The following is a 12283-nucleotide window of genomic DNA, read 5'->3' as shown; positions in this document are numbered from 1 at the left end:
TATTGTGGTCAAAAGAAAGCTGCAATCGTCGAGTTAATTCAGTCCGTTATGGGACTTCGCTCGTCGCGAGTGTCTGGGAGGTGTCTCCAGACTGCGGCTCCCAAATCACGCGGATTTCCGTAGCAGCACCATTATACGTGAAATCCTGCGAGTCACCAGATGAGACGCTGGACCCACTGTAGCTGCTCCACGTTGTCGACCCGCCGTCGTTATCAGTAATGCTCAGCGTCCCCGGGTCAATGCTGTCCCCACCTTCGTGGGTAACAGTCACGGTACCACTGTTGTATTCGAAGTCAAATTGTGCCGTCGGTGTGCTCTGGACGTTGCTGCCCAGCCCGAGCACGAACGTGCCGATGACGGCCGCCAGAATCACTGTAATAGCGACCATCAGAATGACGCCGATAACCGGCGACACTGCTGAATCGTCGTTGAATAGTTGCTTGATGTTCATTGGATTATGTAATTATGCCTCGGCAGTTGCGAGTGTTTGTGAGGTGTCACCGTTCGGTGCGGTCCACACAACACGGACTTCAGAAGTGTGGCTGTTGAGGTCAATTGAGTCGCCGGCCGATACGTCACCGGAGCCGGACCAACTGTTGCCACTAACGTCAGCACCGTTGATAGTCAACTCGCCAGTCGGAATGCTGTCACCACCTTCGTGGGTGATGGTATCATCAGTTAGGTCAATATCGAACTGTGCCGTCGGTGTGCTCTGGACGTTGCTGCCCAGCCCGAGCACGAACGTGCCGATAACGGCCGCCAGAATAACCGTAATGGCGACCATCAGAATAACGCCGATGACCGGTGAAACGGCCGAATCGTCGTCGAACAGGTCTTTGATGTTCATTTGTATCTTGTAACCGGCGCGTCAGACACCGAGCCGGACAAAGGATTTTTGAGTACAGCGCGCGACTGTACTCTTGTTGTAAGGCCGCTGGTGACGGCCTCGCTCCCATCCTTTTGCCGCTCGTCGACGACCGCCAGCACAAGCCAGCGGTCGCGTCAGCGCGTCGGTCTGCCTACAGTAAGTCGCCCGTCGTACATAAAGGCTGGCGGTCATTCTCCCGATTTGAGAGGGCTGTTTAAGTAGCGAATCTGGCGAGTACCCACTTCGTGCCGGCGGTTCACAAGCACGCTTGTTATCCACAAACAGATGTTTGATAAGCCAGCTAACACCAGCGGCGATGATTCTGTCGAGGGTGTCATACTCTGTTGTTGACAGACCACTAGCTGGCTTGGGGCGGTGATTATGGCCAGCACCTTGCCGTGTTGGTTGGGCTTACTCGCTCCCGACTTTTGTGGTCACGCGGAACGTCTCGGGTGGGTTGAGAATGCCGGCGATGGTACCCATCGAGTGGACGATGGTGACGACTGGTGCCAGTGGGAGGGCGAGTAACCACTGCCGGTGGTCGCCGCCGTAGTAGACGACGCCGAGTAGATACCAGCCAAGCGTGCAGACCGCCAGGGCCATCGACGCGATGAAGAACAACCCACCGTAGATGATTGTCACGCTCAGCAGGGAGAGCGGAACGACAAGGAGCGTCACAATCGGCGAGAGCGCCCAGGCATAGTTTCGCACGCGAGTCAGTAGTTCGTACCGTAACGGAAGCATCGTCGACGCTTGGACGTTGCCTGCTGCCCATCGGCGACGCTGCTGGAGAATCTCGTACAGCGACGGCGGTGCCTCGTTCCGGCAGACTGCATCCGACAGCGCGAACGTCACGTCGAACTCCTGGAAGGCCGCCCAAACGAACGCGGTGTCTTCCACCAGTGTCTCACGATTCCACGTCGTCATCTCCTCAACCTCGGTGCGAACCGCGATGCCGCCACCCCACGCGAACAGCGGAATCGAGAGTCGCGCGAACGCGCGCTGCTCGAACTGAACGCCCATCCGATAGATATCGGCCAGATAACTCAGGTTCGACCCGGTGCGGCGCGGCTTCTCACGGAGTTGGACGATATCTGCATCCGGAAGCCCATCGAGCGACTCGACGAGGCTGTCCTCGTCAAGATAGAGCACGAACTCCTTCTGACACGCCAACGCCTGTCGCGCCCACTCCTGTGCACGGCCCTTCCGGACCGCGCGACACGTGAAGTCGTCCGGCACGACATGAACCGTCGCCCCAGTCACGTCGATTGGGGTTTCCGCAATCACGTGCACGTCGTCGAGCCCATCCGGGAGCGAATCGACGGTCTCCTGCACGACTTCGGCGGCGTCGACGGTCATAATCCGTACCTGTATCTCATCGAGCCCGTATTCATTTGCCGGCGTCTCGTGTCCTGCGCCGACGATAGCCGTGAGGACAAACCACACGAATGCGGTTCCTCCAAAGAGCAGCGTCACGGCCCAAAGTGTGAGTCCGAACAACGGCGCTAACCCACCGTCTGCGGTGGTGGTCGTTGCTGCCGCATGGCCGGGTGCGCTGCCAGGCCCGGACACGACGGTCGGGGCGAACAGTGCCGCGGCGCCGCCGATGATAAGCGCCAGTGTGACGCCGAGCGTCGCCGTTGTTCACTATCCTGAGGGGGCAGGCCACGCAACGCGGATGTTAGCCATCGCGAACGCACTCGAAGAGCGGGGTGCGGACGTCTCCTTCGGTGGCGGTGGAGCCGGGACAGAGTTCGTTTCGCTCAACGGCTACGACGCCGTCGAGCCGACGACAGTCGACTTCATCGATACATTCCAGGACGGCTCGCTGTGGTAGTCTGTCCGCCATAGCGTACCGGCAAGCCTCGGTCGCATCGCCGATTGTCAGTCTTGGCTCGCCTCGACCGATCCCGACGCGGTCGTAACTGACGATATGTTCGCCGCCATGGCGGCCTCACGCGCGGATATCCCGCTGTACGTGCTCAAACACGATATGCCGGAGCTGTATCACGACCCGCTTGAGCGAAGCGGGGCCCAGTTTCATACGCTGTTTCAGCTCTCGGCGGCCAGAGAGTTCTTCTATCCGGTTGTGTGGCCGGAATCGGGCGGCGACCCGGACCGTGCGACCCGGATACCGCCTGTCGCACTCGACGGCGAACCTGCCGTCCGCGACGATGCCGAAATCGTTGTCGTCCCGAGTCACTACTCGTCGCTGGATCGGGTCGCCGACCACCTCCGTCGTCAAGGGTACGACGTAGTGAACGTAGCCGACGATGACTGGGAAGCGGTTCCGTCACTGCTTCCCTACATCCGGGGGGCAGACTGCGTCGTGTGCTCCGGCTATTCAACGATTATGGACGCGGCAGTCGCAGGGACCCCCTGTGTCGTTCATCCGGCAACGGACGAACAGGACGCCGTCGCCGAGTGGATTGACCGCTTCGACGTGACCGGCTTCACGATTGCGCCGGAGCCAATCGACGTCCTCGATGCTGTCGCGACGCCCCCCGAAGCCCCCGAGTTCCGAAACGGTGCTGACGTTATCGCACAGCGGGTGCTCGCCGACGTTCGTAATCCCGACCCCTACGCGACCCCCGACAGCGACGCCGGCGATGGGGCAACTACAATCGACCGGGCCGCACGGGGCCACAGCGTGCGAGCGGTCCCGACACTGCTTGCGGTCGGCCTGCTGACGGTCGGCAGCGCTGTTCATCCCGTCCGTGTCGGGACCGGTGTTTATTCGAAACTCCACCAGGCAGGGAGCTACCTTCGACGGGGGGTATCCCGCGGCCTCCAGGCGAGCAAGCGAGCTGCGTCATACGGGGCGACGCAGGCACGGAGTGGGGCGAAACGGCTTCACGCAGCCGCCAAGCGCCTCGGCCGCGCAGCCGCAGCGCCGTTTTGATTGCCGCGCGTTCGTGGTCCCGCTTGTGAATAGAACATACAAAACGTCGCTCCCACCGAACCATCGATTCCCCTGCAAGCAAACCGCTGTCGTCGCTTGCTGTCGAGACTCACCGTGTTGAAGCTCGTGATAGGGGAAGTTACTTGTACAGTGACAGCAACACGTTGCGTGTTACCATGGGACTACTTGGAGGCGCTGACCCCGGACCGTGTCACTTCTGTCGTGGGAAAGTCACACCAGAGAACGGGCTGCACTGCGACACCTGTGACACGTATGCGCACAACGACTGCATGCAGAAAAATGGCTTAGTGAAGAATGACAGCGGCATTATCCGTAGTTCGACGAAGGTCAAGTGCCCCGGCTGTGGCGAAGTGAGTAAGGTCTGAGTTCACGCAGACAGCGTTGCTGGTGACTCTCTTCGGAGCGTCGAAATTGCGCCGTGAGCAGGAACTTCGAACGGGTAGTGCTTGACGCCGGTGGATTGGCTGCCAGTGCTCTGGCCGAAACGAGCAGTGGGTGGTGTGGCAACTCCGTTACAAATCAAACTCCTCTGTTTCAGTGATTTCGGCGTGATCGAACACGTCCGTTTCAGACTCCGATGACAGGTATCCCGCAGCTACCAGTTCATCGAGCGTCTCATCGCCGAGCTGTGGTGACAGAATGACTCTGAGTGACCGCTCAAGTACCTCGTCATCCCCGGTGCCCGGAGCAACTGTTTCTCTGCTATTCGGCTCACAAAGCTCAACATACTGGACCAGGGCGTCTCGTACGTCGACTTCCACGTCTTGTTGTGCAAGCAGTGACAGTGTGGAGGCTGCTGGCCGTGCTGTAGATTCTGTCTCTGCCTGTTCAATCATCTGGGTGAGCCGTTCGGTCAGTTCCGCTACTGCACTAGGAGAGTCCTCCACAACCGCTGGAAGCCCCAGTGCAAGCGTGCCAAATGTGGCCGTGTCCAGTGCGTCTGCATCCTGCAGCTCTCGCAGTATTGACGTGTAGAGTCCCGGATTCAAACGCCCCAGCTCACGAGCCAGGTCACTCCTGCCGTCTGGATGGATATCAGCATCCGTCGCTGTCTGAATCAGAGACGGAAGTTCGGTGAGCCTCGCTCCGTCTTGTAGGTCCGATAGCGAGACTGATTCCGATTCAAATCCCGTCAGCGAGTTCGACATGCCTATGTCCTGCGGCTGTGACTGGCCCGACCCGACCGGCAAACCAAACTTCCGTGTCACTAGTTGCTGGAGTCGCGACTCGGACGCTTGCGGGTCAGATTCGGCAAGCAACAGTGGCGTTGCCAACCGACTGGCGTGATTAGTTATGCTCTCCTCGAACGCTAGCGACCGCACTTGTCGTCCGTGCTCATCATCGGCGAGTGCGATGGCGAGAAGCAGGTGGTCCTTCCGTTCGAGAACCGGTGACGAGTCGATGGTGGCGACGACATCATCGACAGCAGTCAGCGCAGACGGTGCTCTCAGCAAGGCAGTCGCTAATGCGCGCTCTGCTGTCTCCTGGATGCGTTCCGGAATCTCTGGGGTATTAATGACGCTGAGTATCTCTTCGGCTGCTGGATCGTACTCCCCAGCTACGTAGCCGAGCAGGAGCACCAGTTGTCTAATTAGTTCCCGCTCTACGGGATCTGCCTCGATGCCCTCCTGCTCGACGTGCTCGCCACAGTTCGGACAGAAGGCAACGTTCTCCTGGATCATTTCACCACAGTTGGGACACCCATTCTTCCTATCCACGTCTGTACTCGATACTCTGTCGGCGATTTCCGTTGCTGAGTCTGCAAGCTGCTGTGGATGGTTCACCGCGAGCGCCCGAAGCACAATTAGCTCAACCAACGACTCGGCTGGGTTCTCGTCGATTACGTTCAGTAGATCTGACACTGGCGGAGCCAGCTTTCCGTCGCCGCTGATACAGTTAACGATTAGCTCAGCGGCGTGGTTAGTTGATATCTGGACGCACATGCCCCCACACTCTGGGCAGTCCTTCTGACTCACCGAGTCGACAACCGATTGCAATTGCTTGCACTCTTTACACCGATAGATCATGTGTGTGGTGTGTCGGCAACTGGTCAGTTAGTGGTTTCCGTCACTTCTGCTTGTGTCGGCTTCGACGGTGGTATGACCGAGTCGCAAAAGGATACACTTCGGGAAATGGCAGCGTAATATAATATCGTGTCTTGTGGTATAGTTGCCGACTGATCGGGAGTGACTCGTGGACGCGAGTCGGTAATCCGCGTCGTTCGACAGTTCACTCAGAATCCAGGCTATAGCGTGGCGCTACGCACATTGGTGTCGAAGCAACTTGAAGCGGCCAAAATGATAACTGGAGGGCGTTCTCACCAGTGCCCATGACTTCGTGGACAAACAGCACAGGCTGGGACGGCGCGCCGGAGGAGTACTTCCAGTCGCACGAAGAGCGGCTTGAAGAATCACTGTACACTGGAGCAGTCAGTCCGCAGGACCTCACGAATCAGGAGCTGGACGACTTGCTCAACGACCCGATTCAGTCACCGATTGACCACACGCTCCGGCAAGAGAAGGACCGTCGAACCGGGGTCAATCAGGAGCTGTCTACAGACGCTGCGTCGACGCCTTCGTCCGAACGGTCGAACCGAGACTCGATCTCGGAAACCGAACTGTACGACCGAACTGCAGCACAGATCCAAACGATCTCGCAGCGGGTCGCCGGCGATACGCTGAGTACGTCAGATCTGAAGGATCTGGTGAAACAGATCCACACAGAGTACTCGACTGCGGACAAGCGCGAGATCGTCGCCGGCCTGCACTCGGACGATCACGACCGGCAGGAGGACGCACTGCGACGAGTGGGGCGCGACCTCGGATACATCTGACGTGCAGTTAGCCGCTGTGGTAGAGCGGTGACTACCCATCGGCGTCGCTACTGGTTCGATACCTCGGGTAGTCACAAGCGAAAGGACACTCAGAGTGGATTATGGTCCAAGTGCCTTGGTTCAACGCGTCATGTTACCTCTGACGCTGCCCGATTCACGGTCTGCACTTGCTCGGTTGCCCCTCCCCCAGTTAACGATTTCGTCAACAGCAGCTGTTGGTGTCTGCCGCAGCGGGTTTGGAATCTCCAGCGGTCGTTGCCCCCCATAGTCGGCAATGATAAAGTTGGACGGGGCGCTGTTCGGGAATAATGCCCGACCGGGACGTTCGTATGTACAACCCGACCCACCGCTTCGAGACCTCCCCAGCGGCGGGGCCAACCGACGAGCCGACTAGTCGCTGGGATTACCAGTTTCAGTCTCCTGTCCACGACGTCGCTGTCTGGGACGAGACAGTGTATGTCGCTTGCGGCGAGAGCATCGTCGCGATTAGCAAAGACGGCGACTCACAGTGGCGCTTCCAGACTGATGGGCGAGTGGTGTCATCGCCGGCAGTCGTGAATGACACCGTCTATTTCGGGAGCACTGACGGCAACGTCTATGCACTTGATGCCGCTGCTGGGACTCCCCGGTGGACGGTCGAAACGGAAACGCCAATCTCCTCATCACCGGCCGTTGCAGACGGGTTCGTCTACATCCTCTCCGGTGAACGGACGCTCTACGCCATCTACACGTATGGTGGTACTGAACGCTGGCAATTTGAAATGAACCCCGTGCCGACAACGGCCAACTTCTACCCTACAGATGCACTGTCTTCACCAGCAGTTGTCGACGAGACTGTTTACATCGGGGGTCGAGATGAACGCCTCTACGCGCTTGACGCGAGCGACGGCACCGAACGGTGGAACTGTCCTTTGGACGGTTGGGTTGATTCCGCACCGACGGTGGTCGATGACACTGTTTTCGTCGGCGACCAAGACAACCACGTTTACGCGCTCGATGCCACGACGGGGAGTACACGCTGGGTGTTCGAGACCGGCGGACAGGTGGTCGCATCGGCGGCAGTGGTCGATGGCACCGTCTTCGTCGGCGACACCGACGGAACCATCTACGCGTTGGATGCAGCTATCGGGGCCAAGGAGTGGACGTTCGAGACACATGGCCCGATAAGCTCATCGCCGATGGTGGTAGATGGGACCGTCTTCATTGGATGTAGCAGCGGGGTTCGTGCGCTTGACGCCAACGGCGGCTCCCGGCGGTGGCTGTTCGAGAGTGAGACACCAGTGTTCGCGTCGCCGGTCATCGCGGCTGGGACTGTCTTCGCCGGAAGCAATGGGGGGAGTGCTTTTGCACTGGGTGGAACCGGGACGGAGGTGTTTACCAACGGGACTGCACAATCCGAATCGACGACGAATGTCTACGAGCGCTGTTCGAACTGCGACGCCGACCTCGCTGCGGATCCTACTCAGAACTTCTGTCCGCACTGTGGTGCGAAGCAGTGAGCTTTCCATCGCGCCAGCAACCGACACCGTGGGTGCGTTGCGACGATCTCGCGGATGGCGTCACTCAGGAAGGTTTGTGCCACACTCGGGGCAGAATTCGAGCTGTCGCTCTCGAAGTTCCGAGAGGTCCGTTCCACAGCTCGGACAGAACGCGACAGCTGAACCATCTCCCGACGATGCTGCGCGATTGTCTGTTGAACCGTTGGTAAACACGTCTGTGTTGCCTTCTGGTGTCTCTTCCTCCAAGACGTCCGTCCCTCCCGTCGCTGGTGACTGCTCGTTAACGGCCGTATTAGCATCCCCTCCCTCGTCTTGCGTAGTCGATCCGTCGAAGATCACCCCGTCAAGGATCGCGCCGTCTGTGTCGGCATTTTGCAGGTCGGCGTCTCGGAGATCGGCAAACGCGAGATCGGCGTTCCGGAGATCCGCCCCCGAGAGGTCAGCACGGCGGAAATCAGTATGCCGAAGGTCGGCTCCACTGAGGTCCGCTCCCCGGAGGTTTGCACCAGAGAGGTCGTCGCTGTAGAGGTCAGCGCCGGAGAGATCCGCACCAGGGACGAGTTGCGACTCATCAATCGGTGATTCTGGACCGAGATCGACCATGTGGCCACTGTGAAGAGCTGTTACATAAAAGCCAGCCCAATTGACACCGATGGGGTCTCACTCTTCTGTACTGCGCAAGCGCATCTGGATTTCGTCCGGGCCCGTGACCGCGAAGCCGGTCTCTGTTTCGGTCAGTGGATACTGACCCGCCGTGAGTCGCTCCCGAAGCTTCACCAGTGTCTCTGTGTCGGGAAGCACCACTTCGAACCAGGACAACCCGGTACCCCTGATTGGTTCGGTTCGGTTGTTCCACGTATTTGCCCCGATATGATGGTGATAGCCGCCTGCACCGACGAAGCGTGCAGCCTGCAGCTCTGTCTGCGGCTCAAATCCGACCGTATCTACGTAGAAGTCGCTGAACGTCTCTAGTGACGTTACTTCCAGGTGGACGTGGCCGATATCAGTTTCAGCCGGCACCCCTGGCTGTCCGGCGGCTGCCGCTTCCAGCGGCTCGAGATCGAGGTGATACGTCCCCATTCGAACTCGTCCATCACCGGTCCGAGGCCAGTCTTCACGGGGGTAATCTCGGTAGAGTTCAACCCCGTTCCCTTCCGGGTCGGTCAAATACAGCGCTTCGCTGACGCCGTGATCGGAGGCACCACTGAGCTCCCAGTGTGTCTGAATGCGTGCTAGCGCGTCTCCAAGCGCCCCCCGCGACGGCACCCGAAAGGCGGTGTGGAAGAGACCTGCTCCGGCCGGCGGTCTGGATGGAGCCTCGGGGTCGGCCTCCAGGATAAGTAGTGGCGTCCCTTCGACGCCCAGTACTGCTGTCGTACTGGTGTGGCTGCGGACGGTGAGTCCGACCACGTCCCGGTAGAACTCGACCATCCCCGTGAGATCCGATACGAGAAGGGCCGTTCGTCCAAGGTGGGTCGCTGGGGGAAGCGGCTCTGTATCTGTGTGCATGGTGGTGTCGCGCTGGTGGAGTCACCACGGCAGCTGAGTTGGCCAGTGGTCTAGTGGTCTCGCTCCCTTTCGGCAGGGTAGCCGACACAGCTGGCAGTGCGCGCGGTGATAGGTTGGTGGCGTGCACCGGGCCTAATTGCTTCGGTGGTTGCCGGGCACGGAGGGCGCTGTGTAGTCCGTGTCGAGGGATTCACTACGACTGAGAATTGGCTCTCGGAGTTCTCTGCGGTCGTTCGCACCGAATAGCCCCCGGCTGTCGTCCACACTCTCAGCCGATGTTCCAAACCCCGTTATTTGAGCAGAGCGCTCACCGACGTGGCTGGACGTAGTTCGACGAAGTTCGACGAAGCGTGTGACGGTTGCGTCCAGTTGCTCTGTCGGCCACTGCTCACTCACTGTTCTTCGCCACAGGACGGACAGTAGTTCGGCACCTCGTCCCGGTCGGTGAAGTCAAAGCCGCACTCACGACACCGTCGCTGTGTCCCACATTCGGGGCAAAACGCCACGGTGTCCGACGACAGCTCGCGTCCGCAGGACCCACACCACGTTGTTTCACCCTCTTCAGATGCTCCATGTGGTTCTGATACTGTCCCAATTCCTTGAGATACCGGCTCGTTTGACTCCGAGGCTGTCTCGATCGCTTCAGATGCTTGCTCCTCCGACGAATCAAAGAGAGTTGTACCGGTAGTCGGTATTACCCGTTTCACTTCCTCCTCCGCGCTCGGCCCCGCTTGTTTGATTGCGTACAGCGACCCATCGAGACTGCCGACGTACACGAAATTGTCATCCACTACTGGTGAGTATCGAATCTGGTGGCCCGTCTCGAACCGCCACCGCTCGCGCCCTGTTGCGATATCGACCGCGTAGAGATTGTGGTCGAGACTGCCAACGTACACTGTGCCGTCAGCCGCGACTGGTGCGGATCGAATCCGGTCATTCGTTTCGAACCGCCAGTGTTCTCGGCCGTCGGCTGCGTCGACGGCATAGAGCGTCCCGTCAAGACTCCCAGCGAACACGGTCTCATTAATGACTACTGACGAGCCTTTGATCCACCCATCAGTTCCAAACTGCCATCGCTCCTCGCCGGTGGTGGCGTCTACTGCGTACAGGGTTCCGCCGTTGCTCCCGGCATAGACGGTGCCATCGGCTACTGTCGGTGAAGAGCGCATTTTCTCCCCCGTATAGAATTGCCACTGTTCACGTCCACTCCCGGCATCTACGGCGTACAGTCGTCGTCCGTCGGTGGCCACGTACACAGTACCGGCTACCACTGCAGGCGAGCAATTGACCATCCCCTGGGTGTCGAACTGCCAGCGGACGCTGCCGGTGGCTGAATCGATCGCGTATAGATTGGTATCGTAGCTCCCGATATACACGGTTCCGTCGTCCACAACTGGCGACGCCCGGCCCCAGTGGCCCGTGTCACACCTCCACTCCTCGCGTCCGGTTTCAGCGTCGACAGCGTACACGTGTTCGTCGTTGCTCCCGATGTATACGCTCCCATCCTCGACGGCTGGTGAGGATTTAATTCGCCCACCGGTCGCGAACTCCCAGCGTTTGCGGCCGCTCTCGGCATCTACTGCGTACAGCTTCCAATCGGTACTTCCGGTGTAGATGATTCCATCAGCGACGGCTGGCGACGACCGAACCTGATTGCCTGTCTCGAATGCCCACTGTGGCGTTCCCGGCATGGTCTCTCCCTCGACAGTGGCCTCCTCGGCACTCAGTGTTAGTTCTTCACGAATGACTGCGGCAGAGACCGAGGGGATGCAGTCCCGACAGACAGCGGTCGCTCTGGTGAGTTTCCTATTCACGACGGACGACGGAAGCGCCTTTGAGTCTCTCTCCCCGGGCTCGAGACAGTACTGTTGCAGGGCCTGTGGATTCGCCCAATCCGGAGTGCCGATCCATCTGATATTTTCATTTCCACAGGACGGACAGGACACCCGTCTAAATGTCACCGAATCCATATCCTCCGGGAGAGTCCGCGGCTCATATGCTGCTTGACACAGTGGACAGAGTGTAAGGTGCGCCCACCGCTGTTTTGGGTGATCTGACGGGAGATCATACATTTGTGGCTCTGTCACCTCAGCCTCGGCCATACAGAGATCACACTCGCCCCGACTAATCCTACTGATCATGACGATAGGTGTGAACAACCCAGCAAAATACTTGTGCGCCAACTACTCGACAGAACACATGACGCGACAGGCGGGTACGGAAGACGGTCTCTCTCGATAATATAGGGACGACTCGGCTCTCCGTCTACGGGTCGAAAATTCGCGTCTCGGAATTCGTGTCCGAGTCGCTGGAACTCCGAGATGACTGATCAGTTGCCGAATCTGTCGCATATCGGGCGGTGTACCGATCTGTTATTCCTTTGTTGTGCCACTCTTCTAACTCTGCCTCCAACTGTGCACAAACTCGAATGAGGAGATTCAGTCCCCTTTCAGTGTCGTCGAGCGAGCGAACCTCCTCTATGATGTCGCGATACTCCTCTTTGATGGACTCGAGCTCGGAGCGTTGAGCCTGCATGTTCCCATTCGGGTGAGCTCTCGCGACATCATCAGCACACTTCTGGAAGTGCTGCAACAGGGTCTCTGCTTCCTCCAGCTTCTCGTAATACTTCTCCTCTGTCCCCATATCACCCT

The 12283-nt window shown here is 59.0% G+C and carries 12 protein-coding genes; 4 read left to right on the top strand and 8 right to left on the bottom strand.

Annotation, left to right across the window (positions count from 1 at the left end):
• Positions 1-46: 46 nt before the first annotated feature.
• From DM818_RS13130 to DM818_RS13120, 3 genes are all read right to left on the bottom strand, one after another.
• Positions 47-451, bottom strand: a complete 405-nt coding sequence (locus tag DM818_RS13130) for a type IV pilin (protein ID WP_153952673.1) — start codon at positions 449-451, stop codon at positions 47-49.
• Between the two features lie 12 nt (positions 452-463).
• A complete protein-coding gene (locus tag DM818_RS13125; protein ID WP_153952672.1) occupies positions 464-847 on the bottom strand; it encodes a type IV pilin in 384 nt (127 codons plus the stop codon).
• 432 nt (positions 848-1279) lie between these two features.
• The gene (locus DM818_RS13120) at positions 1280-2488 is read right to left on the bottom strand and encodes a glycosyltransferase (protein ID WP_075936294.1); all 1209 of its coding nucleotides are present in this window, start codon (positions 2486-2488) and stop codon (positions 1280-1282) included.
• On the opposite strand from DM818_RS13120, the gene DM818_RS15235 reads away from it, so the two are divergent.
• Both DM818_RS15235 and DM818_RS15230 read left to right on the top strand, forming a co-directional pair.
• On the top strand, positions 2475-2705 hold the full coding sequence (locus DM818_RS15235; RefSeq protein WP_234953615.1) for a hypothetical protein: 231 nt from the start codon (positions 2475-2477) through the stop codon (positions 2703-2705). The genes DM818_RS13120 and DM818_RS15235 overlap by 14 nt on opposite strands.
• Before the next feature lie 96 nt (positions 2706-2801).
• A complete protein-coding gene (locus DM818_RS15230) occupies positions 2802-3770 on the top strand; it encodes a hypothetical protein (protein ID WP_075936295.1) in 969 nt (322 codons plus the stop codon).
• 533 nt (positions 3771-4303) lie between these two features.
• Here the strand turns inward: DM818_RS15230 and DM818_RS13110 are convergent.
• Positions 4304-5767, bottom strand: coding sequence for a zinc ribbon domain-containing protein (locus tag DM818_RS13110; RefSeq protein WP_159436323.1), 1464 nt, complete (start codon positions 5765-5767; stop codon positions 4304-4306).
• A 353-nt stretch (positions 5768-6120) separates the two neighbouring features.
• Here DM818_RS13110 and DM818_RS13105 point away from each other — a divergent pair, with 353 nt between their 5' ends.
• Positions 6121-6624: a hypothetical protein gene (locus DM818_RS13105; protein ID WP_075936297.1), complete on the top strand. Its 504-nt coding sequence runs from the start codon at positions 6121-6123 to the stop codon at positions 6622-6624.
• A gap of 308 nt (positions 6625-6932) precedes the next feature.
• Complete coding sequence (locus DM818_RS13100; protein WP_075936298.1) at positions 6933-8123, top strand: outer membrane protein assembly factor BamB family protein; 1191 nt, start codon at positions 6933-6935, stop codon at positions 8121-8123.
• Between the two features lie 60 nt (positions 8124-8183).
• On the opposite strand, the gene DM818_RS13095 is transcribed toward DM818_RS13100, so the two are convergent.
• From DM818_RS13095 to DM818_RS13080, 4 genes are all read right to left on the bottom strand, one after another.
• On the bottom strand, positions 8184-8726 hold the full coding sequence (locus DM818_RS13095) for a pentapeptide repeat-containing protein (RefSeq protein WP_075936299.1): 543 nt from the start codon (positions 8724-8726) through the stop codon (positions 8184-8186).
• Positions 8727-8783: 57 nt separating this feature from the next.
• Positions 8784-9632: a VOC family protein gene (locus tag DM818_RS13090; protein WP_075936300.1), complete on the bottom strand. Its 849-nt coding sequence runs from the start codon at positions 9630-9632 to the stop codon at positions 8784-8786.
• A 392-nt stretch (positions 9633-10024) separates the two neighbouring features.
• Positions 10025-11602: an outer membrane protein assembly factor BamB family protein gene (locus tag DM818_RS13085; protein ID WP_159436324.1), complete on the bottom strand. Its 1578-nt coding sequence runs from the start codon at positions 11600-11602 to the stop codon at positions 10025-10027.
• A 295-nt stretch (positions 11603-11897) separates the two neighbouring features.
• The gene (locus DM818_RS13080) at positions 11898-12275 is read right to left on the bottom strand and encodes a hypothetical protein (protein ID WP_075936302.1); all 378 of its coding nucleotides are present in this window, start codon (positions 12273-12275) and stop codon (positions 11898-11900) included.
• Positions 12276-12283 lie beyond the last annotated feature (8 nt).

The organism is Halosegnis longus (genome assembly GCF_009663395.1).
In the GTDB taxonomy this organism is placed as follows: Archaea; Halobacteriota; Halobacteria; order Halobacteriales; family Haloarculaceae; genus Halosegnis; species Halosegnis longus.
This window is presented reverse-complemented; position numbering and strand designations above follow the sequence as displayed.